Origin of the sequence: Mycobacterium sp. PSTR-4-N, assembly GCF_022348085.1 — a bacterium.
Lineage (GTDB): Bacteria > Actinomycetota > Actinomycetes > Mycobacteriales > Mycobacteriaceae > Mycobacterium.
In genome coordinates this window covers 118214-143906 of sequence record NZ_JAKRFN010000005.1, presented here as the reverse complement: position 1 = coordinate 143906, position 25693 = coordinate 118214, and the positions used below count along the sequence as shown (strand labels likewise).

General features: G+C 67.2%; 20 protein-coding genes, 2 tRNA genes and 1 pseudogene. 12 read left to right on the top strand and 11 right to left on the bottom strand.

What is annotated here, in order from left to right:
* Nucleotides 1-56 precede the first annotated feature (56 nt).
* The 9 genes and pseudogenes from dnaN (at nucleotide 57) to MHN84_RS09320 (ending at nucleotide 11287) form a co-directional block, all read left to right on the top strand.
* Entirely contained in the window at nucleotides 57-1256 is a 1200-nt protein-coding gene (dnaN, locus tag MHN84_RS09360) for a DNA polymerase III subunit beta (protein ID WP_241204358.1), read from the top strand.
* 16 nt (nucleotides 1257-1272) lie between these two features.
* Nucleotides 1273-2181 (top strand): annotated as a pseudogene (gene gnd / locus MHN84_RS09355) (phosphogluconate dehydrogenase (NAD(+)-dependent, decarboxylating)); the annotation flags it as partial.
* Between the two features lie 13 nt (nucleotides 2182-2194).
* A complete protein-coding gene (recF, locus tag MHN84_RS09350; protein ID WP_241204356.1) occupies nucleotides 2195-3355 on the top strand; it encodes a DNA replication/repair protein RecF in 1161 nt (386 codons plus the stop codon).
* On the top strand, nucleotides 3352-3912 hold the full coding sequence (locus MHN84_RS09345) for a DUF721 family protein (RefSeq protein ID WP_308192927.1): 561 nt from the start codon (nucleotides 3352-3354) through the stop codon (nucleotides 3910-3912). Before recF ends, MHN84_RS09345 begins: the two co-directional genes overlap by 4 nt.
* Before the next feature lie 216 nt (nucleotides 3913-4128).
* Nucleotides 4129-6156 carry a DNA topoisomerase (ATP-hydrolyzing) subunit B gene (gene gyrB / locus MHN84_RS09340; RefSeq protein ID WP_241204355.1) on the top strand — a complete coding sequence of 676 codons (2028 nt, stop codon included), beginning with the start codon at nucleotides 4129-4131 and terminating at the stop codon, nucleotides 6154-6156.
* A gap of 23 nt (nucleotides 6157-6179) precedes the next feature.
* Nucleotides 6180-9968, top strand: a complete 3789-nt coding sequence (gyrA, locus tag MHN84_RS09335; RefSeq protein ID WP_241204354.1) for an intein-containing DNA gyrase subunit A — start codon at nucleotides 6180-6182, stop codon at nucleotides 9966-9968.
* 11 nt (nucleotides 9969-9979) lie between these two features.
* A complete protein-coding gene (locus MHN84_RS09330; protein ID WP_241204353.1) occupies nucleotides 9980-10936 on the top strand; it encodes a DUF3566 domain-containing protein in 957 nt (318 codons plus the stop codon).
* A gap of 70 nt (nucleotides 10937-11006) precedes the next feature.
* Nucleotides 11007-11080, top strand: a tRNA-Ile gene (locus MHN84_RS09325).
* 134 nt (nucleotides 11081-11214) lie between these two features.
* A tRNA-Ala gene (locus tag MHN84_RS09320) sits at nucleotides 11215-11287 on the top strand.
* A 12-nt stretch (nucleotides 11288-11299) separates the two neighbouring features.
* Here the strand turns inward: MHN84_RS09320 and MHN84_RS09315 are convergent.
* Nucleotides 11300-12637: an L-serine ammonia-lyase gene (locus tag MHN84_RS09315; protein ID WP_241204352.1), complete on the bottom strand. Its 1338-nt coding sequence runs from the start codon at nucleotides 12635-12637 to the stop codon at nucleotides 11300-11302.
* A gap of 13 nt (nucleotides 12638-12650) precedes the next feature.
* Nucleotides 12651-13058 carry a cell wall synthesis protein CwsA gene (gene cwsA, locus MHN84_RS09310; protein WP_241204351.1) on the bottom strand — a complete coding sequence of 136 codons (408 nt, stop codon included), beginning with the start codon at nucleotides 13056-13058 and terminating at the stop codon, nucleotides 12651-12653.
* Nucleotides 13059-13146: 88 nt separating this feature from the next.
* Between cwsA and MHN84_RS09305 the strand changes: the two genes are divergently transcribed.
* Nucleotides 13147-13692: a peptidylprolyl isomerase gene (locus MHN84_RS09305; RefSeq protein ID WP_241204350.1), complete on the top strand. Its 546-nt coding sequence runs from the start codon at nucleotides 13147-13149 to the stop codon at nucleotides 13690-13692.
* A 4-nt stretch (nucleotides 13693-13696) separates the two neighbouring features.
* On the opposite strand, the gene MHN84_RS09300 is transcribed toward MHN84_RS09305, so the two are convergent.
* Both MHN84_RS09300 and crgA read right to left on the bottom strand, forming a co-directional pair.
* Nucleotides 13697-14128 (bottom strand): PH domain-containing protein, encoded by a 432-nt coding sequence (locus MHN84_RS09300; RefSeq protein ID WP_241204349.1) that lies wholly within the window; start codon nucleotides 14126-14128, stop codon nucleotides 13697-13699.
* A gap of 150 nt (nucleotides 14129-14278) precedes the next feature.
* Nucleotides 14279-14560: a cell division protein CrgA gene (gene crgA / locus MHN84_RS09295; protein ID WP_241204348.1), complete on the bottom strand. Its 282-nt coding sequence runs from the start codon at nucleotides 14558-14560 to the stop codon at nucleotides 14279-14281.
* A 107-nt stretch (nucleotides 14561-14667) separates the two neighbouring features.
* On the opposite strand from crgA, the gene MHN84_RS09290 reads away from it, so the two are divergent.
* Together MHN84_RS09290 and MHN84_RS09285 are read left to right on the top strand one after the other, a co-directional pair.
* Nucleotides 14668-15429 carry a DUF881 domain-containing protein gene (locus MHN84_RS09290; protein ID WP_241204347.1) on the top strand — a complete coding sequence of 254 codons (762 nt, stop codon included), beginning with the start codon at nucleotides 14668-14670 and terminating at the stop codon, nucleotides 15427-15429.
* A gap of 23 nt (nucleotides 15430-15452) precedes the next feature.
* Complete coding sequence (locus MHN84_RS09285) at nucleotides 15453-16127, top strand: aminodeoxychorismate/anthranilate synthase component II (protein ID WP_241204346.1); 675 nt, start codon at nucleotides 15453-15455, stop codon at nucleotides 16125-16127.
* On the opposite strand, the gene pknB is transcribed toward MHN84_RS09285, so the two are convergent.
* From pknB to MHN84_RS09250, 7 genes are all read right to left on the bottom strand, one after another.
* Complete coding sequence (gene pknB / locus MHN84_RS09280; RefSeq protein ID WP_241204345.1) at nucleotides 16105-17970, bottom strand: Stk1 family PASTA domain-containing Ser/Thr kinase; 1866 nt, start codon at nucleotides 17968-17970, stop codon at nucleotides 16105-16107. The two genes, MHN84_RS09285 and pknB, sit on opposite strands and share 23 nt — an antisense overlap.
* Nucleotides 17967-19247 carry a protein kinase gene (locus MHN84_RS09275; protein ID WP_241204344.1) on the bottom strand — a complete coding sequence of 427 codons (1281 nt, stop codon included), beginning with the start codon at nucleotides 19245-19247 and terminating at the stop codon, nucleotides 17967-17969. The genes pknB and MHN84_RS09275 overlap by 4 nt, the downstream gene beginning before the upstream one ends.
* A 22-nt stretch (nucleotides 19248-19269) precedes the next feature.
* Nucleotides 19270-20745, bottom strand: coding sequence for a D,D-transpeptidase PbpA (pbpA, locus tag MHN84_RS09270; RefSeq protein WP_241204343.1), 1476 nt, complete (start codon nucleotides 20743-20745; stop codon nucleotides 19270-19272).
* Entirely contained in the window at nucleotides 20742-22154 is a 1413-nt protein-coding gene (locus tag MHN84_RS09265) for an FtsW/RodA/SpoVE family cell cycle protein (RefSeq protein ID WP_241204342.1), read from the bottom strand. The genes pbpA and MHN84_RS09265 overlap by 4 nt, the downstream gene beginning before the upstream one ends.
* The gene (locus MHN84_RS09260; protein ID WP_241204341.1) at nucleotides 22151-23680 is read right to left on the bottom strand and encodes a PP2C family serine/threonine-protein phosphatase; all 1530 of its coding nucleotides are present in this window, start codon (nucleotides 23678-23680) and stop codon (nucleotides 22151-22153) included. Before MHN84_RS09260 ends, MHN84_RS09265 begins: the two co-directional genes overlap by 4 nt.
* The gene (locus MHN84_RS09255) at nucleotides 23677-24141 is read right to left on the bottom strand and encodes an FHA domain-containing protein (RefSeq protein ID WP_241204340.1); all 465 of its coding nucleotides are present in this window, start codon (nucleotides 24139-24141) and stop codon (nucleotides 23677-23679) included. Before MHN84_RS09255 ends, MHN84_RS09260 begins: the two co-directional genes overlap by 4 nt.
* Before the next feature lie 98 nt (nucleotides 24142-24239).
* Nucleotides 24240-25640 carry an FhaA domain-containing protein gene (locus tag MHN84_RS09250; RefSeq protein ID WP_241204339.1) on the bottom strand — a complete coding sequence of 467 codons (1401 nt, stop codon included), beginning with the start codon at nucleotides 25638-25640 and terminating at the stop codon, nucleotides 24240-24242.
* Nucleotides 25641-25693 lie beyond the last annotated feature (53 nt).

The following is a 25693-nucleotide window of genomic DNA, read 5'->3' as shown; positions in this document are numbered from 1 at the left end:
CCCGTCGGAGAAATTGCTGATCAACGCTTCATCGGGGTGTACATCGAAGGGACGCAATGAACGTGGCGACGTCAACGGTAGGTCTCACGGACTTGAAGTTCCGGCTGAGCCGCGAAGAGTTCGCCGACGCGGTCGCCTGGGTGGCCCGTAACCTGCCGTCCCGGCCGACGGTGCCCGTGCTGGCCGGCGTGCTGCTGACCGGATCCGACGAAGGTCTGACGATCTCCGGATTCGACTACGAGGTGTCCGCCGAAGTCCAGATCGCCGCCGAGATCGCCTCTCCCGGAAGCGTTTTGGTATCCGGTCGGCTGTTGTCCGACATCGTCCGGGCATTGCCCGCCAAGCCGGTCGACGTGAGCGTCGAAGGCACCCGCGTGGCGCTGACCTGCGGAAGCGCCCGGTTCTCCCTGCCGACCATGGCGGTGGAGGACTACCCGACGCTGCCCACCCTGCCCGACGAGACCGGTGTGGTGTCGGCGGACCTGTTCGCCGAGGCCATCGGCCAGGTCGCGGTCGCCGCCGGCCGCGATGACACGCTGCCCATGCTCACCGGCATCCGTGTCGAGATCTCCGGCGAGAAGGTCGTTCTGGCCGCCACGGACCGGTTCCGTCTCGCGGTCCGCGAATTGACGTGGTCGACGGCCACTCCGGGAGTGGAAGCCGCAGTGCTGGTGCCCGCGAAAACCCTCGCCGAGGCCGCCAAAGCCGGCACCGACGGCAGCGAGGTCCATCTGTCGCTGGGCTCCGGCCCCACTGTCGGCAAAGAGGGCCTGCTCGGCATCCGCAGCAAAGGCAAGCGCAGCACCACCCGCCTCCTCGACGCCGAGTTCCCGAAATTCCGTCAGCTGCTGCCGACCGAGCACACCGCGGTCGCCACGATCGGCGTCGCCGAGCTGACCGAGGCCATCAAGCGCGTCGCCCTGGTGGCCGACCGCGGCGCCCAGGTGCGGATGGAATTCGCCGACGACGTGCTGCGGCTCTCGGCGGGTGCGGACGACGTGGGCCGGGCCGAAGAGGATCTGCCGGTCGAATTCTCCGGCGAACCCCTGACGATCGCCTTCAACCCGACTTACCTGACCGACGGGCTGGGTTCCCTACACGCGGACCGGGTCACCTTCGGGTTCACGACCCCCAGCCGCCCGGCGGTGCTCCGCCCGGCGGGCCAGGATGATGTGAGTAGCGACGGCGCGGGACCCTATCCGGCGGCACAGACCGATTACGTCTATCTGTTGATGCCGGTGCGTCTCCCCGGCTGACCGTACGCACCGACTACAGGAGGGCGCTGACATGCAGTTGGGTCTCATCGGCCTGGGCAAAATGGGCTTCAACATGCGGGCTCGCCTGCGCGACGGGGGACACGAGGTCATCGGGTACGACCCGCGACCCGAGGTGTCCGACGTGGCGTCGCTGGCCGATCTCGCATCCGCCTTGGACGCACCCCGCGTGGTGTGGGTGATGGTGCCGTCCGGCTCGATCACCGATCAGACCATCACCGAGCTGGCCGGTGTGCTCTCTGAGGGCGACCTCGTGATCGACGGTGGCAACTCCCGCTACACCGAAGACAAACCGCACGCAGAACTGTTGGCGCAGAACGGTATTGCGTTCATCGATGCCGGTGTGTCCGGTGGCATCTGGGGTTTGAGTGAAGGCTACGGACTGATGGTCGGGGGAAGCGACGACGATGTCGCTCGGGCCATGCCGATCTTCGACACGCTGCGCCCACCGGGACCGGTCGAGGACGGGTTCGTCCACGCGGGCCCGGTCGGGGCCGGCCACTTCGCCAAGATGGTGCACAACGGGGTGGAGTATGCGCTGATGACGGCATACGCCGAGGGCTATGAGATGCTGGCCGCCGAAGACCTGGTGAAGGATCCGCAGGCCGTGTACCAGGCGTGGACCAACGGCACGGTCGTGAGGTCGTGGTTGCAGCAGCTCCTGGCCAAAGCCCTGAAGGAAGACCCGAATCTCAACGAGATCAGCGGCTACACAGAGGATTCCGGTGAAGGACGGTGGACGGTCGAGGAGGCCATCCGGTTGCGCGTCCCGGTCCCCGGCATCGCTGCGTCGTTGTTCGCGCGGTTCCTGTCCCGGCAGGACGATTCACCGACGATGAAGGCTGTCGCGGCGCTGAGGAACCAGTTCGGCGGGCATGCGGTGAAGAGGGTGAGCGAGTCCGGGTGAGCGAGGCGAACCGGTGTACGTACGTCGCCTCGCGCTGACGGATTTCCGGTCGTGGCCCCGGGTGGAGATCGATCTCGACCCGGGGCGCATCGTCTTCGTCGGATCCAACGGTTTCGGGAAGACGAATCTTGTTGAGGCGCTGTGGTATTCCTCGACGCTCGGTTCACACCGCGTCGCCACCGACGCACCGCTGATCCGTGCGGGCGCCGATCGCGCGGTGATCTCGACGATCGTCGTCAGCGACGGCCGAGAACTCGCGGTGGACCTGGACATCACGTCCGGGCGGGCCAACAAGGCGCGCCTCAACCGCTCCCCTGTCCGATCCGCGCGCGAAATCCTCGGGGTCCTGCGCGCCGTGCTGTTCGCTCCCGAAGACCTGGCGCTCGTCCGAGGTGACCCCGGGGAGCGTCGACGGTACCTCGACGAACTCGCCACGATCCGTCGTCCCCGCATCGCCGGCGTGCGTGCGGACTACGACAAGGTGGTGCGGCAGCGTACCGCGTTGCTCAAGACTGCCTCGGGCGCGCGCTATCGCGGGGACCGCGGTGCGCTGGACACCCTCGACGTCTGGGATGGTCACCTCGCGTCACACGGCGCGCAGCTGATCGCGGCGCGCGTCGAGCTGGTCAACGAGCTGGCGCCCGAAGTCGAGAAGGCCTACCAGCTGCTCGCGCCGGCGTCGCGCCGGGCGACCGTGCGGTATCGCAGTGGCGTGGAGGTCGTGGAAGCCGAAGCGGCCGTGGGCAACACCGATGTCGAGGTGTTCGAAGCGGCGCTGCTCGACGCGCTGAGTCGGCGTCGGGATGCCGAGCTGGAACGCGGCGTCTGTCTTGTCGGACCACACCGGGATGATCTGGAGTTGCGGCTGGGCGAACAGCCCGCCAAGGGCTTCGCCAGCCACGGCGAGAGCTGGTCGATGGCCTTGGCATTGCGACTGGCGGCTTATGAATTGCTCCGCACGGAGGGAGGAGATCCGGTGCTGCTGCTCGACGATGTGTTCGCCGAACTCGACACCGCGCGTCGTGACGCGCTGGCCCGGGTCGCAGCCACTGCCGAACAGGTTCTGGTGACGGCGGCGGTCGCGGAGGACATTCCGCAGGAGTGGGACGCGCGCCGCATCGAGATCACCATGCGTGACGGTGACGAGGGTCGGATATCGGAGGTGGTGTCGTGACCGACGCCGAGGATCCCATCGAGCCGCCGGCTCATCTGGCCCATCTCAAAGGGATGGACCTCGTCCGCCGGGCCCTCGAGGAGGCTCGTGGCGCGGCCCGGGAGCAGGGCAAGAATGTCGGCCGCGGCCGGACTTCCCCTGCCGCGCCGCGCCGCACCGGTGCGTCGAGCCGGCGCCGGTGGTCGGGTCCCGGCCCCGATGTGCGGGATCCCCAGCCTCTCGGTGCGGCGACCAGTGATGTGGCGCGCAGTCGCGGCTGGAACGGCCGAGTGGCCGAGGGCGCGGTGTTCGGTCGATGGCGCGAGGTGGTCGGTGCGCAGATCGCCGACCATGCGGTACCGGCGTCGCTGACCGAGGGGGTGCTCACGGTGACCGCGGAGTCGACGGCGTGGGCCACCCAGTTGCGCATGGTGCAGACGCAGCTGTTGGCCAAGATCGCCTCGGCGGTCGGGGACGGGGTGGTCACAGCCGTGAAGATCGTCGGGCCGGTTGGTCCGTCGTGGCGGAAGGGCCCGTATCGGGTGCCGGGCCGCGGGCCGCGCGACACCTATGGCTGAGAGCCACCAGAACGTGACCGGCGGCTGTGCGGAACGTCTCGACCTATCCACAGTCGGAAAAATCGGCGCACGGCGCGATTAGGTGTCTCAAAACGCGGCTCCAGCATCGGTCCTGACGCCAGGTTTCGGTAGACTGTCTCGAGTGATCCGCGAGGGGGTCGTCAGATTCCCCGTGCAGGCCGCTGCCTGCCCAAGACCCGAGGAGACCCGCCCAACGTGGCTGCCCAGAAGAAGAACGCTCCCAGTGAGTACGGCGCCGATTCGATCAAGGTTCTCGAAGGTCTGGAAGCGGTCCGCAAGCGGCCCGGTATGTACATCGGTTCCACGGGCGAACGCGGTCTGCACCACCTGATCTGGGAAGTCGTCGACAACGCCGTGGACGAGGCGATGGCCGGCTTCGCCACCAAGGTCGACGTGCGGATCCTCGAAGACGGCGGTGTGCAGGTCACCGACGACGGCCGCGGTATCCCCGTCGCGATGCACGCCACCGGCATCCCCACCGTCGACGTGGTGATGACCGTGTTGCACGCAGGCGGCAAGTTCGAAGAAGGCGCCTATCAGGTGTCCGGCGGTCTGCACGGCGTGGGTGTCTCTGTGGTCAACGCGCTGTCCACGCGACTCGAGGCCGATATCCACAAGGACGGGTTCGAGTGGCACCAGACCTACGACAGGTCAGTGCCTGGCACCCTGCGCAAGGGCGAGCCGTCCAAGAAGACCGGGACCACCATCCGCTTCTGGGCGGACCCGGACATCTTCGAGACCACCACCTATGACTTCGAGACCATCGCTCGGCGTCTGCAGGAGATGGCGTTCCTCAACAAGGGGCTGACCATCGAGTTGACCGATGAGCGGGTCGCCCCGGAAGAAGTGGTCGACGACGTCGTCAGCGACCATGCGGAGGCGCCGAAGTCGGCCGAGGAGAAGGCCGCCGAGCAAGCCGCCCCCCAGAAGGTCAAGCACCGGGTCTTTCACTACCCCGGCGGTCTGGTCGATTTCGTCAAGCACATCAACCGCACCAAGACCGCGATCCAACCCAGCGTCATCGATTTCGACGGCAAGGGACCGGGGCACGAGGTCGAGATCGCGATGCAGTGGAACGCGGGCTACTCGGAGTCCGTGCACACGTTCGCGAACACGATCAACACCCATGAGGGCGGCACCCACGAGGAGGGTTTCCGCGCCGCGCTCACCTCGGTGGTGAACAAGTACGCCAAAGACAAGAAGCTGCTCAAGGAGAAAGATCCGAACCTCACCGGTGATGACATTCGCGAGGGGTTGGCGGCGGTCATCTCGGTGAAGGTCTCCCAGCCGCAGTTCGAGGGTCAGACCAAGACGAAGCTCGGCAACACCGAGGTGAAGTCGTTCGTGCAGAAGATCTGCAACGAACAGCTCACCCACTGGTTCGAGGCGAACCCGGCCGAGGCGAAAACCGTTGTGAACAAAGCGGTGTCGTCAGCCCAGGCGCGCATGGCAGCTCGCAAGGCGCGTGAGCTGGTGCGACGCAAGAGTGCCACCGACATCGGCGGCTTGCCCGGCAAGCTCGCCGACTGCCGCTCGACGGATCCGACGAAGTCGGAACTGTATGTGGTGGAGGGTGATTCGGCCGGCGGCTCGGCCAAGAGTGGCCGGGACTCGATGTTCCAGGCGATCCTGCCGTTGCGCGGCAAGATCATCAATGTCGAGAAGGCCCGTATCGACCGCGTGTTGAAGAACACCGAAGTCCAGGCGATCATCACCGCCCTGGGCACCGGCATCCATGATGAATTCGACATTGCCAAGCTGCGCTATCACAAGATCGTGCTGATGGCCGACGCCGACGTCGACGGCCAACACATCTCGACGCTGCTGCTGACCCTGCTGTTCCGGTTCATGAAGCCGCTGGTGGAAAACGGCCACATCTTCTTGGCTCAGCCGCCGCTGTACAAGTTGAAGTGGCAGCGTTCCGACCCCGAGTTCGCCTACTCCGACCGGGAACGCGACGGATTGCTCGAAGCCGGCCGGGCGGCCGGCAAGAGGATCAACGTCGACGACGGTATCCAGCGTTACAAGGGTCTCGGCGAGATGGACGCCAAAGAACTGTGGGAGACCACGATGGATCCGTCGGTGCGGGTGCTGCGCCAGGTGACCCTGGACGACGCGGCCGCCGCCGATGAGCTGTTCTCCATCCTGATGGGCGAGGACGTCGAGGCGCGACGCAGCTTCATCACCCGCAACGCCAAAGACGTTCGCTTCCTTGACGTTTAACTCTCAAAGCTGAGGAAAACTCCATGACTGACACCACCCTGCCGCCCGGCGACGAGGCCGGCGACCGGATCGAACCGGTCGACATCCAGCAGGAGATGCAGCGCAGCTACATCGACTACGCGATGAGCGTGATCGTCGGCCGCGCCCTGCCGGAGGTGCGCGACGGCCTCAAGCCCGTGCACCGACGTGTGCTCTACGCGATGTTCGACTCCGGTTTCCGGCCCGACCGCGGTCACGCCAAGTCGGCGCGCTCGGTGGCCGAGACGATGGGTAACTATCACCCGCACGGTGATTCGTCGATCTACGACACCCTGGTCCGGATGGCGCAGCCGTGGTCGCTGCGCTACCCGCTGGTCGACGGTCAGGGCAATTTCGGCTCGCCGGGTAACGATCCGCCGGCCGCCATGAGGTACTGCGTCACCGCCGACGCTCAAGTGCGTCTCCCGCTCGGCCAGACTGTACGAATCGGGGACGTGGTTCCGGGCGCGCGGCCGAATTCCGACACCGACATCGAGCTGAAGGTTCTCGACCGGCACGGCAATCCTGTGTTGGCCGACAGGCTATTCCACTCAGGGGAGCATCAGACCTTCACAGTCAGCACCGCCGAAGGCTACGAAGTCACTGGTACGGCGAACCATCCACTGCTGTGCCTCGTCGACGTGGGTGGCGTGCCGACGCTGTTGTGGAAGCTGATTGAAGAGATCGCGCCGAATGATCGTGTGGTCTTACAGCGGACTCCGCCGGTGGAGTTCGGCCCTGGCCAATGGCACGACGTCATGGAGGCGCTGCTACTCGGCGCGTTCATCAGCGAGGGCTTCGTCAGCAGTAATCGCGCGGGCTTCAACAATCTCGACCGCGACTACTTCAACATGGTTGTAGCGGCTTACGATTCGGTGGTTGGCGGTCCTCGATACGTCTATGAACGGCAGATCGCGTCCGGATCTAACTTGCTCGAGCTGGACATCCATAACCTATCGTCGCTGAGGCAAAGCCGTCTTGCTGAGCTCGTCGGTCAGCGTTCGGCTGCGAAAGCGGTACCCGACTGGCTCTGGAATTCTCCAGCAGGCGTGAAGAGGGCGTTTCTGCGGGCACTGTTCGAAGGCGATGGATCATGCTCAGCATTGCCGCGCAACACGATTCAAGTGTCGTATTCCACGCGCAGCGAACAGTTGGCGAAGGACGTGCAGCAGATGCTGCTGGAATTCGGAGTGATCTCGCGCCGTTATCTGCACGCAACGGGCGAACACAAGGTTGCTATCACCAATCGAGCACACGCCGAAGACTTCAGTTCTCGGGTTGGATTCGGTGGAGCCAAACAGTGTAAATTGCTCGATCTGCTGGCAGCGTTGCCTGAGCACGCTGCTGGGCTCGATGGGGACCAGGTTCCAGGTCTCGCGCCGTTCATACGGAACGAGTGCGGCAGTCGTTGGACTGACAAAGACTGGCTTCGGAGACACGCCGTCGATCGCATCTCAAGGTGGCGGCGAGACGGCGCCGAGATTCTGCGCCACATTGCTGATCCGGACGTCAAGAGCATTGCAGCCGACCTCACCGACGGCCGGTTCTATTACGCCCGGGTGGCATCGGTCACGGACGCGGGTGTGCAGCCTGTTTACAGTCTGCGCGTTGAAACCGACGACCACTCTTTCATCACCAACGGTTTCGTCAGCCACAACACCGAAGCGCGGCTCACTCCGCTCGCCATGGAGATGCTGCGTGAAATCGACGAGGAGACAGTCGATTTCATCCCGAACTACGACGGCAGGGTGCAGGAGCCGACGGTTCTGCCGAGCCGGTTCCCGAACCTGCTCGCCAACGGTTCGGGCGGTATCGCGGTCGGCATGGCGACGAACATGCCGCCGCACAACCTGCGTGAGCTCGCCGAAGCGGTGTACTGGTGCCTGGAGAACCACGAGGCCGACGAAGAAGCGACCCTGACCGCCGTCTGTGAGCGCGTCAAGGGCCCGGACTTTCCGACGCACGGCTTGATCGTTGGCTCACAAGGGATTTCGGACACCTACCACACCGGCCGTGGCTCGATCCGGATGCGCGGCGTGGTGGAGATCGAAGAGGATTCGCGCGGGCGGACCTCGCTGGTGATCACCGAACTGCCCTACCAGGTCAACCACGACAACTTCATCACCTCGATCGCCGAACAGGTCCGCGACGGCCGCCTGACCGGCATCTCGAACATCGAGGATCAGTCCAGCGATCGCGTCGGTCTGCGCATCGTCGTGGAGGTCAAGCGCGACGCCGTAGCCAAGGTGGTGCTGAACAACCTCTACAAGCACACCCAGTTGCAGACCAGCTTCGGCGCGAACATGCTGGCGATCGTCGACGGTGTGCCGCGCACGCTGCGTCTCGATCAATTGATCCGCCACTACGTCAACCACCAGCTGGACGTCATCGTCCGGCGCACGCGCTACCGGTTGCGCAAGGCGAACGAGCGGGCCCACATCCTGCGTGGTCTGGTCAAGGCGCTGGATGCGCTCGACGAGGTGATCGCGTTGATCCGCGCATCCGCCAATGTCGATGTCGCACGCCAGGGCCTGATCGAGTTGCTCGATGTCGACGAGATCCAGGCGCAAGCCATCCTCGACATGCAGCTGCGGCGACTGGCCGCTCTGGAGCGCCAGCGCATCATCGATGACCTGGCCAAGATCGAGGCCGAGATCGCCGACCTCGAGGACATCCTGGCCAAGCCCGAACGGCAACGGGCCATCGTGCGCGACGAGCTCAAGGAGATCGTCGACAAGTACGGCGACGACCGGCGCACCCGGATCATCGCCGCCGACGGTGAGGTGGCCGACGAGGACTTGATCGCCCGCGAAGACGTCGTGGTCACGATCACCGAGACCGGCTACGCCAAGCGCACGAAGACCGATCTGTACCGCAGCCAGAAGCGCGGCGGTAAGGGCGTGCAGGGCGCGGGGCTGAAGCAGGACGACATCGTCAACCACTTCTTCGTCTGCTCCACCCACGACTGGATCCTGTTCTTCACTACGCAGGGCCGGGTGTACCGGGCGAAGGCCTACGACCTGCCGGAGGCATCGCGCACCGCGCGGGGTCAGCACGTCGCGAATCTGCTGGCGTTCCAGCCGGAGGAGCGCATCGCCCAGGTCATTCAGATCAAGGGTTACGAGGACGCCCCCTATCTGGTGTTGGCCACCCGCAACGGGCTGGTCAAGAAGTCGCGCCTGGTGGACTTCGACTCCAACCGGTCCGGCGGCATCGTCGCGGTCAACCTGCGTGACGGTGACGAACTCGTCGGCGCCGTGCTGTGCTCGAGTGACGACGATCTGCTGCTGGTCTCGGCCAACGGCCAGTCCATTCGATTCTCGGCCACCGATGAGGCACTGCGGCCGATGGGCCGCGCCACCTCGGGTGTGCAGGGCATGCGGTTCAACGCCGATGACGCGTTGTTGTCGCTGAATGTGGTCCGTCCGGACACGTACCTGCTGGTGGCGACGTCGGGCGGGTACGCCAAGCGCACCGCCATCGACGAGTACCCGGTTCAGGGCCGCGGCGGCAAGGGGGTGCTGACCATCATGTTCGACAAGCGTCGTGGCACTCTTGTGGGCGCGTTGATCGTCGACGACGACACCGAGCTGTACGCCATCACCTCAGGTGGCGGCGTCATTCGGACCGCCGCGCGACAGGTTCGCAAGGCCGGCCGCCAGACCAAGGGCGTCCGGCTGATGAACCTCGGTGACGGCGACACCCTGATCGCCATCGCGCGCAACGCCGAAGAGGGTGACAGTACCGACGAGGTCAACACCGACATCGGCGACGAGCCGGCGTCGGAGGAGTGAGGAGCGGGTCAGTGAGCTCACCGAACGAGCCTGGGCATCCGCGTGCGGGTGAGACGTCCGGTGGCGCCGGCAACGGGTCGGCGTCGGGCGCATCGGCACCGAGCCACAGCGCCCCCTCGCCGCAGGCACCGTCGCGTGCAGGCGAGCAGAGCGACGTGCCGCCGTGGCAGCGGGGCCCGCAGGCACGGGCCCGTCAGCAGGTGCCCGATGCCCAGGGTGGTCTCGATGCGCGACTGAACCGCTTCATGGCCGGTGGCCCGGATACCGAGCAGGCACCACGAGGGGATCGTCCCGAGGGGCAGCGTTCGGAAACACGTCCCGAGGCCAAGCGCTCGGAGACCCGTCCTGAGTCGCGACCGGAGGGACGGCCGGAGGGCAATCGTGCCGACGCGGCACGTACCGACGTCCACCGTCCCGAGCCGCCGACGCGCGCGGACGGTCCGGGTAGCGCCGCCTACGCCAGCGAGCTTCCCGATCTCTCGGGTCCGCCTCGGTCAGGGCCGCCGCGCAAGCCTGCCGAGCGGCCGGCCGAATCGTCGGCGAAGCAGCCCCAGAAGGCCCCGGTCAGCCGGGGTGTACAGGTCGGCCCGCGTCAGCACACGGGACCGGTGCGGGCGAGCATGCAGATCCGTCGGGTGGATCCGTGGAGCGCGCTCAAGGTGTCCCTGGTGTTGTCGGTGGCGCTGTTCTTCGTGTGGATGATCGCCGTGGCGTTCCTCTACCTGGTGCTGGGCGGCATGGGTGTGTGGAGCAAGCTGAACAGCAACGTCGGTGACCTGCTCACCAGTGCCAGCGGCAGTTCCGGGGGTGAGCTGGTGTCCGTGAGCACGATCTTCGGTGGCGCGGCGTTGATCGGCCTGGTCAACATCGTGCTGCTGGCCGCGGCGGCGACCATCGGTGCGTTCATCTACAACCTCACGACAGACCTCGTGGGCGGTGTCGAGGTCACGCTCGCCGATCGCGACTGAGCTGGTTTGGGAGTCGGGTTGTCGGTGAGGTAATCTCGCTGCTCGGCCGTGCAATTGATGGCGGTGCAACGGGGCTATAGCTCAGGCGGTTAGAGCGCTTCGCTGATAACGAAGAGGTCGGAGGTTCGAGTCCTCCTAGCCCCACGGAAAGGTACACATCGATGAAGGTGATGCTGCTGTTCGTGGCCGGCATTGCCGCGGCCGCCGCCCTGGTGGTGTGGCGGACCCAGCACAGCCCCGAAATCTGGCACACCCTCCCCGATGCACCTTCCTGACGAGGGGCCTTAGCTCAGTTGGTAGAGCGCTGCCTTTGCAAGGCAGATGTCAGGAGTTCGAATCTCCTAGGCTCCACAGTTCGATAGCTCAACACTCCACGACGTTCAGCGCCAGGCCCCCGCGTGACGTCTCTTTGTACTTGTCGGCCATGTCGGCGCCGGTGTCGCGCATCGTCTTGATCGCGGTGTCCAGGCTGACGTGATGGGTGCCGTCGCCGAACAGCGCCATCCGCGCCGCCGTGATCGCCTTGACCGACGCGACGGCATTGCGTTCGATGCACGGGATCTGCACCAGTCCCCCGACCGGATCACATGTGAGCCCGAGGTTGTGTTCGATCCCGATCTCGGCGGCGTTCTCCACCTGCGCCGGTGAGCCGCCCATCACCGCCGCCAGCCCGGCCGCGGCCATCGAGCACGCTGAGCCGACTTCGCCTTGGCACCCCACCTCCGCACCGGAGATCGACGCGTTCGTCTTGAACAGCTGCCCGATTGCTCCGGCAGTCAGAAGGAACTCGATCACGCCGTCCTCGTCGGCACCGGCAACGAAGCGCCAGTAGTAGTGCAGCACTGCAGGAATGATGCCGGCCGCACCGTTCGTCGGCGCGGTGACGACCCTGCCCCCGCCCGCGTTCTCCTCGTTGACCGCCAGCGCGTACACCGTCACCCAATCCATCGCGTACAACGGGTCCGACGGATCCGCCTCCAACGCCGCAGCCAACGCGGCGGCGCGCCGGCGCACCCGCAATCCACCGGGCAGCGTCCCGGTGGCGGTGAGCCCGTTCGTCACGCATTCCTGCATCGTCGTCCAGATGCGCAGCAACCCCTCCCGCAAGGACGTCCCGTGACCCAGGGCCTCCTCGTTGGCTACCACCAGATCGCTGATGCGGCAATGCTGTTCGTCGCAGAAGGCGACCATCTCAGCGGCGGTGTGGAACGGAAACGGCACAGTCACGTCTTCATCGGACGCTGCGGTGTCGTCCTCGTCGACGACGAATCCGCCTCCGACCGAGTAATAGACATGGCGATCCATCTCGCCGCCGTCGGTGGTCAGCGCGGTGAACGCCATGCCGTTGCTGTGAAAATCCATGGCGCGCAACGACATCACGATTTCGAACGAGACCGTCCGCTCCCCCGCCAACTGCAGCTGCCCGGCGCGCTGGATCGCTGCCACGCGCACGCGGGCCGCGTCAGGGTCGACTGTCTCGGGTTCTGCGCCTTCCAGCCCGAGAACCACGGCGCCGGGAGTGCCGTGACCGGCCCCGGTCGCCCCGAGCGATCCGAACAGTTCGACGCGCACGTGCGCAACGGCGTCGAGCGACCCGCGCAGTCGTTCCGCGAACCGCCGCGCGGCGCGCATCGGACCCACGGTGTGCGAACTCGACGGCCCGATCCCGATCGAGAACAGGTCGAACACCGAGACGGTCACCGCGCTACCCCGGTTACGGCTTGGGGGTGACCTCGACGCTCGGCGGCAGCGGCGAGGGCTCCGGCTGCGTCGAGCGGCGGGCAATCGAGAACGCGGCCGCTCCCCCGGCCAGCACGGCGACCCCGACGGCGACAACCAGCAGGCGCGGCCGGCGGCGGCGCTTCTTGGGCGCGCGCAGGTTCTCGAGGGTCTCCGGCAGGTTCGCCACGGCTTCCTGCGCCGCGGCGAGCTCGTCCTTGAGCTGCTGCGCCACCTGGCTGCTGCGGTAGCGCTGACCCACCCAGGAGGCCGACGAGCGCACCGAATCGACACCGATGCCGACGGCGCCCCGGGTGATGTCCACCGGACCGACCGTCGAATACTTCAGGCCGCGGCTGAGCCGCTGGCTCGGGGTCAGTCGGACTCGGGTCTTGGAGCTCATGGCCCACCTTTCTCGGCACCGGATGACAACGAGGTTCAGCCTGCCATCTCCGCCAACCCCACGGTGCCGGGTTGGGCTTGCGAGCGGCGTGGCACACTGGCTTTCCGTGACGAGCCCCATTCAGACCGCGACCGCGACCCTGCACACCAACCGCGGTGACATCAAGATCGCCCTGTTCGGCAATCATGCCCCCAAGACCGTCGCCAACTTCGTGGGCCTGGCCCAGGGCAGCAAGGACTACAGCACCGAGAACGCATCGGGCGGCTCGTCGGGACCGTTCTACGACGGCGCCGTCTTCCACCGCGTCATCGAGGGGTTCATGATCCAGGGTGGTGACCCGACCGGCACCGGTCGAGGCGGCCCGGGCTACCAGTTCGCCGACGAGTTCCACCCCGAACTGCAGTTCGACAAGCCCTACCTGCTGGCGATGGCCAACGCCGGGCCGGGCACCAACGGCTCGCAGTTCTTCATCACCGTCGGCAAGACACCGCACCTGAACCGTCGCCACACCATCTTCGGTGAGGTGGTCGATCCGGAGTCGCAGAAGGTCGTCGACGCGATCGCCACGACGGCGACCGATCGCAGCGATCGTCCCACTGATCCGGTGGTCATCGAATCGGTGACGATCTCCTAGTCGGCTAGCGACCGGCGCCGCGCGCGAAGCCGGCGTCGGTCAATGCGTCGAGGACCCGGAGCGGGTCCGTACCCACGTCCCACCGGCTCAGCACCAGGAGCCGGTCGTCGGTGGTGTCGATCTCGAGCAGCCGCACCGTGCGGCCGATCCTGCGGAATTCCGTGATCCGGATCAGGCTGATGTCGGGTCGGGTGAGGCGGCGTGTGGTGAGCCACCCGCGGTAGATCAGAGCGTCTCCGTCGATTGCCAGTTTCGGCCGAGCCCGCCACGACAGGGCGGCGAACACGAGCAAACCGACCGCGGCGATGCCGATCAAGATGCGCCCCGGAACGTCTGTGACCAGCGTCACAACGGCGACGGCCAGTAGGACACCCACTCCGGCGGCGCCGAGGATGCCTGCCGTCGGGGGCCCCCACGTTCTTTGCTGGGTGGACACTTCACACCCTCCTACCGGGGCGAACCCCGTTATCCACAAGTGCTATCCCCAATGGGGATGAATAACATCGATGTGATCTGGTTACGCACACGTTGCGGTCGATCAAACGGCGGACAACAGCGTGGAGACGCGGTATCGTCGTCGGCCGCGTCACCGCCAGCGCATCGTGAGCAGCAAACCGGTGATCATAAATCCGAACGCGATCGCGTAGTTCCAGACGTTGAGGTTGCTCATCCACTGCAGGAAGCTCGGCACATCGGGGCCGCTGCCCGCCAGCTGGAACACGATCAACCAGGCCAGCCCGATCAACATGAGGCCGACGAACAGCACGACGAACCACATGCTCGACGGACCGGCCTTGACCTTGACCGGTGTCCGGCTCACCGGGTTGATGGTGAAATCGTTCTTCTTGCGGACCTTGGACTTCGGCATGGGTACCTTCGGACGATTCGGTGCGACGATGTGTCGTATACGGCGACGATGTTGGGGAAAGCCTAACGCAGCCGCGATCAGCCTCGACTCGTGGAGAGACGCAACCGATGGACGCCCGTGACCGAACCGTTCGTTCGCGTTCCGCCTGGCGCTGGGGCGTTCCGGTGGTCTGCGCCGCGGCGGGTCTGCTGCTCGGCGCCACCTACAGCGTGTCCGGCGGTGACGAGATCCGGCGCAGCGATGCGCCGCGGTTGGTCGATCTGGTCCGGGAAACGCAACAGTCGGTGGACCGGCTGACCGCCGAGCGCGACGCACTGTCACCGCAGATCGAGAACCATCACGGCGGCTCCCCCAGCGCGGCGGCGGCACTGGCAGCGATCACCCGCCGCGCCGACGCACTGGCCCCTGACGGCGGCCTGACCCCGATGCGGGGTCCTGGTCTGGTCGTCACCCTCAACGACGCGCAGCGCGACGCCCAGGGCCGCTTCCCGCGCGATGCGTCGCCCGACGACCTCGTCGTCCACCAGCAGGACATCCAGGCCGTCCTCAACGCCCTGTGGAGTGCCGGTGCCGAGGGCGTCCAGATGCAGGATCAACGTCTGATCGCGACGTCGGCGCCCCGCTGCGTCGGCAACACCCTGCTGCTCAACGGCCGCACCTACAGCCCGCCGTACGTGATCACCGCGATCGGTGACGCGGCGGCCATGCAGACCGCCCTGAGCGAGGCCCCGCTGGTCACGCTGTACAAGCAGTACGCCGTCCGGTTCGGCCTCGGTTATTCAGAAGACGCGCGGGACGTCGAGCTCGTCGGGTACACCGCGCCGATCACGATGAAGTACGCCCAACCGATGGGACCACTGGGGTACTGACGGCACGGCCGTATCCTGAGCGCATGCAGGTTCTCGTCGTCGACAACTACGACAGCTTCGTGTTCAACCTCGTCCAGTATCTGGGCCAGCTCGGGGTGGACGCGCAGGTCTGGCGTAACGACGACGACCGCCTGTCCTCCGACGATGCGGTCGCCGCGGTGGCCGACGAGTTCGACGGGGTGCTGCTCAGCCCGGGCCCCGGCACCCCGGAGCGGGCGGGCGCGTCCATTCCCCTGGTCCGCGCGTGCGCGGCGGCCACCACTCCCCTGCTCGGCGTGTGCCTCGGCCATCAGGCCATCGGGGTGGCATTCGGTGGCACGGTGGACCGGGCGCCCGAGCTGCTGCACGGGAAGACCAGCACGGTGTCCCACACCGACCGGGGTGTCTTGCGCGGGCTGCCGGATCCGTTCGTCGCGACGCGGTACCACTCGCTGACGATCCTGCCCGAGACCATGCCGGCCGAGCTCGAGGTCATCGCGCGCACGGAGGGTGGCGTGGTGATGGGGGTGCGTCATGTCGAGCTGCCGATCCACGGCGTGCAGTTCCACCCCGAGTCGATCCTGACCCAGGGCGGCCACCGCATGCTGGCCAACTGGCTGGCCGAATGCGGCACCGCTCCCGACGAGGCGCTGGTGACCCGTCTCGAGGACGAGGTCGCGACGGCGGTGGCGGCCGCTACGACGCGAAGTTCAGCGTGATCGTCGAGCCGAAGTTCACCGGGCTGCCCGCCGACGGCCTCTGACTGACGACCGCGTTGGTGCGCTGCCCGCTGTTCTGCACATCGGCGCCCTTGTCGAGCACGCCCGTCCAGCCCAGCGCGCGCAGGCGCGGTTCGGCGTCGGTCCAGAACTGACCCGTCAGATCCGGCATCACGAACTGGTTGCCGCGCGAGACCTGGATCTGGATCACGGTGTCCTGCGGAACCGTCTGACCGGCCGCCGGCTCGCTGCCCACCACCTGTCCGGCCGACACCGTGCTGTCCACCTGCACCGGCACGCTCTTGGTGAACCCGGACGCCGTCATCACCTGCTGGCAGACCTCGACGGTCTGTCCTGTGCAGTCGGGCACGACAGCGGTCGCGGGACCCTTACCCAGCACGATGGTGATCTCATTGGTGATCGCCGACGTCTGGTTGGCCGGCGGCACCGTCGACAGGACCCGGTCCTTCTGTTCGGGCAGCGACGCGGAGGTGGTCTGCCGGAACCGGTCGAACCCGGCGTCAGTGAGCTTCTTGACGGCATCGCCGTAGCTCAGACCCGAGACGTCGGGCACCTCGCGCTGCTCAGGTCCGTACGACAGCTTCAGGGTGATCTCCGAGCCTGCCGGCACCGAACTCGTTGCGGGCGGGTCGGTTTCGATCACGTGATCGGGCGGGACCTCGGAGCTCGCGCTCTGCTCGGTGTTGATGGTGAATCCGCGATTCTGCAGCGTCGCGATCGCGTCGGCAGATACCTGACCCCGGACATCGGGCACCTGGACGTCACGGGTCTCACCGCCGAACGAATTGATCGCGATCGTGACGACGACCGTGAGTACGGCGAGCACCGCGACTGCCACCAGCCAGCGTGCCACCGACCCGGACCGCTCCTTCGGCCGGTACCGCGGCTGGTGGGACACCGGGCCGGTGCGCTGGTGCGACGGCGCGGCCGACAGCAGCGAGGTGCGCTCGGCGTCGGTGAAGATCTTCGGCGCGTCGGGCCGCTCACCGCTGTGCACCTTGACCAGATCGGCGCGCATCTCTGCGGCTGTCTGATAGCGGTTGTCCGGATTCTTGGCCAGCGCCTTGAGGACGACGGCGTCGAGGTCGGGGGAGATGCCGGCGTGGCGCGCCGACGGCGGCTCGGGATCCTCGCGGACATGCTGGTAGGCCACCGCGACCGGCGAGTCACCGACGAAAGGTGGTTCGCCGGTGAGCATTTCGTAGAGCACACAGCCCAGCGAGTACACGTCGGAGCGGGCGTCGACCTTCACTCCGCGTGCCTGCTCGGGTGAGAGATACTGCGCGGTGCCGATCACCGCGGCCGTCTGCGTGACCGGGTTTCCGGCGTCGGCGATCGCTCGCGCGATGCCGAAGTCCATCACCTTCACCGCGCCGGTCTTGCTGATCATGATGTTCGCCGGCTTGACGTCGCGGTGGATGATGCCGTGCTGATGGCTGAAGTTCAGCGCCTGGCACGCGTCCGCGATCACCTCGATCGCACGCTGGGCCGGCATCGGTCCCTCGGTGTGCACGATGTCGCGCAGCGTGACGCCGTCGACGTACTCCATCACGATGTAGGGCAGCGGCCCGGTCGGGGTGTCCGCCTCGCCGGTGTCGTAGACGGCGACGATCGCGGGGTGGTTCAGCGCCGCAGCGTTCTGCGCCTCCCGGCGGAAGCGGAGGTAGAAGCTCGGGTCGCGGGCGAGGTCGGCGCGCAGCACCTTGATCGCGACGTCGCGGTGCAGGCGCAGGTCGCGGGCGAGATGGACTTCGGACATACCGCCGAAGCCCAGGATCTCGCCGACTTCGTAGCGGTCGGACAGGTGCTGTGGCGTCGTCATCGCAGTTCTCGGTGGTGCGGCGCTGTCGGTGACAGCGCGGTGTGAACATCTCGTGTCACCCACATGCGCGGGGCGCCGTCGTCATCGAACGTCAGCGCCGGCGCCGCAGCGGGTGTCTCGGTGGTGGCGGACGGGGTTTCGGTCACGGTGGCCGGCGCAGGAGCGTTGTCCTTGCGGTCCTGGGCGTTGAGCACGATGAGGATCGCGATCACGATGGCGAGCGCGCCGAGGACACCGGCGGCCCACAGCAGCGCGCGCTGGCCCGACGAGAAGGTGCGGCGTGCCGGCGGGGCGGAGCGGTGGTGGCTGCCGGTGGTGCGGGTGCGTGACGTGGCCGCAGGCGCACGGCCGGTCGGCTGGGCGGGAGCGGGCGCGATGGTCGGCTTGACCGCGGCGGGCGCCGCACGCCCGATCGACGGGGCCGCATTGGGCCGGGGTGGGCGCCGGCCGGCGCGCACGGCCGCGACGGCGTCGGCGAACGGACCGCCCGACTTGTAGCGCATGCCGGGATTCTTGACGAGCGTGATCTCGATCAGCTCGCGCACGTTCGGCGGCAGGTCGGCGGGAAGCGGCGGTGGGGTCTCCTTGATGTGCTTCATCGCCACCGTCAGAGCGCCGTCCCCGGTGAAGGGCCGTTTACCCGAAACCGCTTCGTAGCCAACCACTCCCAGGGAGTAGACATCGCTGGCGGCGGTGGCGTCATGGCCGAGGGCCTGCTCCGGGGCGATGTACTGGGCGGTGCCCATCACCATGCCGGTCTGCGTCACCGGAGCCGCGTCGACGGCCTTGGCGATGCCGAAGTCGGTCAGCTTGACCTGGCCGGTGGGCGTGATCAGGATGTTGCCCGGCTTGACGTCACGGTGCACCAGGCCCGCGGTGTGGGCGACTTGCAGGGCGCGCCCGGTCTGCTCGAGCATGTCGAGCGCGTGCCGCAGCGACAGCCGACCGGTGCGCTTGAGCACTGAGTTCAGCGGCTCGCCGTTGACGAGCTCCATGACCAGGTAGGCGGTGCGGCCTTCCCCGTCGATGTCGGTCTCGCCGTAGTCGTACACCCCGGCGATGCCCGGGTGGTTCAGCATCGCGACGGTGCGTGCCTCGGCGCGGAACCGCTCGACGAACTCGGCATCGGTCGAATACTCGGCCTTGAGCACCTTGATCGCGACGCGGCGACCCAACCGGGAGTCCACGCCTTCCCACACCTGGCCCATGCCGCCGGTGGCGATCAGCCTCTGCAGGCGATACCGGCCCGACAGCGTCACTCCGACGCGGGGGCTCATACCGTTCCTCGCTTCGCTCGCATCACGACGCCTGCCTCAAGGCCGCCGCGATCGTCGCCCGCCCGATCGGTGCCGCGACCGCGCCACCGGTGGCGTCGAGGCGGTCACCGCCGTTCTCGACCAGTACCGCCACCGCCACTTTGGGTGCCTGAGCAGGCGCAAAGGCGATGTACCAGGCATGCGGGGGCGTGTTGCGCGGGTCAGTGCCATGCTCCGCAGTGCCGGTTTTCGATGCGATCTGCACGCCGGCGATGGCTCCCTTCTGCTGAGTCACCTGCTCGGCGGCGACCATCAAGTTCGTAAGTGTATCTGCGACCGGTTCGGGGATCGCTCGCCGCACTTCGGAGGGGGCCGTGGTGGCGATGTTCGACAGGTCGGGGCCCTTGAGGCTGTCGACCAGGAACGGTTGCATGGTGACCCCCTTGTTCGCCACTGTCGCGGCCACCATGGCGTTCTGCAGCGGGGTCAGCGCGACGTCCTTCTGGCCGATGCTCGACATCCCCAGTGCCGCGGCGTCCGGCACCGGCCCGAGCGTCGACTGGGCGACCTGCAGTGGAATCGGGGCCGGGGCGGTGTCGACGCCGAAGTTCTGCGCGGTGCTGCGCAGCGCGTCGACGCCGGTGTCGATGCCGAGTTGGACGAACGCGGTGTTGCACGAGTGCGCGAAGGCGTACTGCAGCGAGGTGGCCGGGGCACCTCCGCACGAGGAGCCACTGAAGTTCTCCAGCGTCGCGGTGCTGTCGGGCAGCGCGATCTGCGGTGCGGCGGTGACCTGCGTGTCGGGGGTGGCGCCATTCTGCAGCGCCGCCGCGGTGGTGATCACCTTGAACGTCGACCCCGGCGGATACGTCTCGGAGATGGCGCGGTTGAGCAGCGGTGAGTTCGGATCGTCGCGCAGGCGCTGCCATGCCTGCGCCTGCTCGTCCACATCGTGGGTGGCCAGGAGATTGGGGTCGTAGGACGGTGCCGAGACCATCGCCAGGATCTTGCCCGTCGACGGCTCCAGGGCGACGACGGCGCCCTTGCACGGCCCGTTGCAGCCCTTGTTCATCGCGTCCCAGGCGGCCTGTTGCACCCCGGGCCGGATCGTCGTCGCCACGTTGCCGCCGCGGGGATCCCGGCCGGTGAAGAAGTCGGCCAACCGGCGGCCGAACAGCCGCTGGTCGGAGCCGTTGAGCACGGTGTCCTCGGCGCGCTCGAGGCCGGTGCTCGAATAGCTCAGGGAGTAGAAACCGGTGACGGGCGCATAAGTGAGCGGGTTGGGATACACGCGCAGGAACCGGAACCGGCCCTCGGTGGAGACCGAGTAGGCCAGCAGCTGACCGCCGGCCGAGATCTGTCCACGCTGGCGCGAGTACTCGTCGAGCAGCACCCGCTGGTTGCGCGGGTCCGATCGCAATCCGTCGGCGGTGAACACCTGGGTCAGCGTGACATTGGCGAGCAGCAGCACGACCAGACCCATGATCATGACGGAGATACGGCGTAGAGAGGTGTTCATACTTTCTCGATCACCTCGGTGCTCGCCGCGGCGATCGGTCCCGGGGGAGTGCCTCGGCCGTCCAGCGGCCGACGCGCGTTGTGCGAGATGCGCACCAGGATGGCGAGCAGAAGGTAATTCGCCACGAGGGAAGAGCCGCCGTAGGACAGCCACGGGGTGGTCAAGCCGGTCAGGGGAATCAGTTTGGTGACTCCGCCGACGACGATGAACAGCTGGATGCCCAGGGTGGCGGCCAGTCCGGCAGCGAGGAGCTTGCCGAAGCTGTCGCGTACCGCGATCGCGGTGCGCATGCCGCGGATCACGAGGATCGTGTAGAGCATCAGGACCGCGGCGAGGCCGACCAGGCCGAGTTCTTCACCGACGGCGGCGATGATGAAGTCCGTCGAGGCGGCGGGAACGGTGCCCGGCTGCCCATTGCCCAAGCCGGTCCCGAAGATGCCGCCGGTGGCGAAACTGAACAGCGACTGCACCATCTGGTAGCCGGCGCCGTCGGGATCGGCGAACGGGTCCTGCCACGTCTGCACGCGAACGCGTACGTGATCGAAGAGGTAGTAGGCGAGCGTGCTCCCCGCGGCGAACAGGGTGAGCCCGAGCACCACCCAGCTGAACCGCTCGGTGGCAATGTAGACCAGCACCAGGAACGACGCGTACAACAGAAGCGAAGTGCCGAGGTCCTTTTCGAAGACCATCACGCCGATCGAGGCGATCCAGGCGGCCAGCAGCGGGGCCAGGTCCCGCGGCCGCGGTAGATCCATCCCGAGGACGTGCTTACCCGCGCTGGTGAACAGGCTGCGCTTGGACACCAAAACGGACGCGAAGAAGATCAGCAGCAGGATCTTCGAGAACTCGGCGGGCTGAATCGAGAAGCCGGGCAACCGAATCCAGATCTTGGCGCCGTTCTGCTCGGACATCGAGCGGGGGAGGATCGCCGGGATGACGAGCAGCACCAACCCGGTCAGCCCGCACAGGTAGCCGTAGCGCGACAGCAGTCGGTGATCGCTCAGGAAGATCACCACGAGCGAGAACCCGATGACCCCGACGAGCGTCCACAGCATCTGCTGGTTGGCGGTGCCGCCCAGTCCGCGCGCGGTGGGTTCGCTCACCGCCAGGTCGAGACGGTGAATCATGACCAGTCCCAAGCCGTTCAGCAGCGCGACGACGGGTAGCAGCAGCGGGTCGGCGTAGGGAGCGAAGCGCCGGACCGCCAGATGCGCGCCGGCGAACAGCGCCAGGTACGCGACCGTGTACTGCGCGAGGTCCCACCGCAGCCCCTGCTCCTGGTTGGCCTCGACGAGCAGCAGTGCCACCGTGGTGATGAGCGCGGCGAAGCCGAGCAGGAACAGTTCGGCGTTGCGGCGGTTCGGCAGGGCCGGCGTCACCGCAACCGGGGACTGCGGTTGCGTCGTCATGCCACTTCCCGACAGTTGATTCCCGGTTGAGGCGGCGGGGGAGGAAGCGCCGTCACGGTGGGCGACGGTGTGGGGGAGGGCGTGGGCGAGGGCGCCGGTGTCGGCGAGGACGTCACGGTGCGCGGGGTCTCCGGCGCGGGTGTGGCCGTCGTCGATGTCGGCGTGTTCGGGCTCGGGACAGGGCTTCCCGAAATGGTGGTCGACGGCCGCGGGGAGGGCGACGGCGCGGGCCGGCTCGAGGTCGCGGGCGACGTACACACCGGGAGCACGGAACTGCGCGCAAGCTCTTCGATCTGGCCGATGGCATCGTCGAGAGTGCCCGACGGCAGCCCGGCGACCACCTGGGCGCGCTCGGACGGACGCATGTCCCCGACGGCCAGGGGGCGGCAACCCAGATTGTCCTGAGGCTGATCGGCACTGATGAGAGACAATTCGTTGCGGGCGTTCAAACAGCCCAGCAGATACGGCTCCTGAAGGGAGATTCCGAGAAAGGAGCCCTGAACACCGCGCATGATCGAGACGGCGCCGTCGTGTTCGCTGACGTAGTAGTTGTTACGGACGATTTCCCGTGCGACCGCCAAACCGGCGAGCACCGCCAAGACCAGCACACCAACCGCGAGATAGATGCGGCGCCGGGATCGTGGGCGCGGGGGCGGCTCTTCAGGTTGCTGCACAACGGGTTTGGCGGCGTTGCGTTTCGGGTTGAACGCCGACGCCCGTCCGGCCGCGGTATTGGGAGGCGCAGTCTGGTCATCGGCCCCGGAGACCGCGCCGGCGAGGATCGGCTGAGTCTGTCCGAAGTCGTGATTGGTGACGTCGACGACGTCGGCCACGACCACGGTGACGTTGTCCGGTCCGCCGCCCCGCAGCGCCAATTCGATGAGACGATCGGCGCTTTCGGCGACGTCGGCGATCTGCAGTGCCTCGGCGATGGTGTCGTGGCTGACCGGATCGGACAGACCGTCCGAGCAGAGCAGATAACGATCGCCCGCCCGGGCCTCCCGCATGATCAGCGTCGGCTCTACCTCGTGTCCGGTGAGAGCGCGCATGATCAGAGACCGTTGCGGATGGCTGTGCGCCTCTTCGGCGGTGATGCGACCTTCGTCGACCAGAGTCTGGACGAACGTGTCGTCCTTGGTGATCTGGCTGAGCTCACCGTCGCGCATGAGATAACCGCGGGAATCGCCGATGTGCACCATGCCAAGGCGGTTGCCGGCGAACAAGATTGCGGTGAGCGTGGTGCCCATGCCGTCGAGCTCGGGATCGGACTCGACATGCGCGGCGATCGCCGAGTTGCCCTCGCGCACCGCGGCGTCGAGCTTGCTGAGCAGGTCGCCGCCGGGTTCGTCGTCATCGAGATGAGCGAGCGCGGCGATCACCAGCTGCGAGGCGACCTCTCCGGCGGCATGACCGCCCATTCCGTCGGCCAGCGCGAGAAGGCGGGCTCCGGCGTAGACGGAGTCCTCGTTGTTGGCGCGCACCAGACCACGGTCGCTGCGGGCGGCGTATCGGAGCACGAGTGTCACGGGCGCAACTCGATCACCGTCTTGCCGATTCGCACCGGTGTGCCCATCGGGACTCGTACTGCCGTTGTCACCTTCGCCCTGTCGAGGTATGTGCCGTTGGTCGATCCTAGGTCTTCGACGTACCATTCCGGACCCCGTGGCGAGAGTCTGGCATGGCGAGTCGACGCGTAGTCGTCGGTCAGCACCAGTGTGGAGTCATCGGCGCGGCCGATCAGCACCGGCTGGGTGCCCAGCGGGATCCGAGTGCCGGCGAGCGCGCCCTCGGTGACGACCAATTGCCGGGGAACACTGCGATCCTTGGTCGGCAGCAGCGTGGCACGCAACGCGAGGCCGCGGCGCATCATCACTGCGCCGGTCGGCGCGTAGATATCGGTGCGCAGGATGCGCAGCACCGACCAGATGAACAGCCACAGGAGCAGCAGGAAACCGACGCGCGTCAGCTGCAGTATCAGCCCCTGCATCTGACGTCCTCTCCGTTCCCATCCCGACGGCACCGCCACCACACGCCGACGGCGGTCGACGTGATGGCCACGTCACCGCCGTCCTCGCGCGGCGATCCTCAGTGAACGCGAACGATGATCTCAGAGTGACCCAGCCGAATCACGTCCCCGTCGGCCAGCTGCCACTCCTGAACCGGCGCGTTGTTCACCGTGGTGCCGTTGGTGGAGTTGAGGTCTGACAATAGCGCCACTTGGCCGTCCCAGCGGATCTCGAGATGACGCCGTGACACACCCGTGTCGGGAAGCCGGAACTGGGCGTCCTGACCGCGGCCGATGACGTTGGCGCCTTCGCGCAACTGGTAGGTGCGTCCGCTGCCGTCGTCGAGCTGCAGGGTGACCGTCGATCCGGCAGACGGGTACTCGCCCTGGCCGGCGCCGTACCCGCCGCCGTAGCCACCGGCTCCGTAGCCGCCCTGATCTCCGCCGTAACCACCCTGATCGCCGTAGCCCTGATCGGCGTAGCCGGCCGGGGCCTCGCCGTAGCGGCCGTAGTCGGGCTGGCCGTAGTCCTGGCGGCCGTACCCGCCGCCGTAGCCACCCTGATCGGGGTAGCCGCCCTGATCCGGATAGGACGGACGACGACCGTAGTCGTAGTCGCCGGACGGGGCACCGCCCTGGGGTCCGTAGCCGTGCTGACCGCCCTGCGGCGGGCCGTAGCCACCCGGTCCGGGCCGGTAACCCTGGTCGGGGTAGCCACCCTGCGGCGGGCCGTAGCCCGCCGGGGAACGCTGGTCGTAGGACGGGGGAGGGTAGCCCTGGTCCGGGTAGCCGCCCTGATCCTGCTGGTAGCCGCCCTGATCTGGATAGCCGCCGCGCTGGGGGTAGCCCTGCTCGCCGTGCGGCGGGTAGCCGCCCTGATCCGGGTAGCCCCCGTGCTCGCCCGCCGGGTAACCGCCCTGGTCGGGGTAGCCGCCGCGGTCGTCCTGGCGGGGGTAGCGGTCCTCGTCGGGACGGGGGTAGTAGTCATCCCCGGGCCGCCCCGGCCCCTGGCCGCCGCGATAGGTCGGATTGTCGCTCATCGGTCGTACTCCTGGTTCTGCGTGGGACGAGAGATCTCGAGGTGGCGGGGCCGGTGCATCCGACGTCGAGTCGGGATTGACCGCACCGCGCGCGCGAAACTGTCCGGTGTGCAGGCTGGGCGATTGTTCGAATCGGACAACCACATCACCATACGTTTGCCATCCCTGCTCATGGATGAAGCCCTCCAGGTGCTTGGCGAACGTGGTCGGGGTGATGTCCGGGTCGGCACTCACCTTCTGATAGTCAGGCACACTGAGGGTAATGACGTAGTCGTTCGGCGCCAAAACGCGGCCGCCGTGCACCTCCCGGGCCCCGCTTTCAGCTTCGCGCCGCAGGAGGGACTCGACTTCGGCGGGCACGATCGCGCCGCCGAAGACGCGGGCAAAGGCGTTGCCGACCGAATCCTCGAGCTTGCGCTCGAATCGATCGACAAGACCCATGGTGCGGATCGCCTCCCTCGACAGTGAAAAGCCACCAGCGTGTCGGCTGGCAG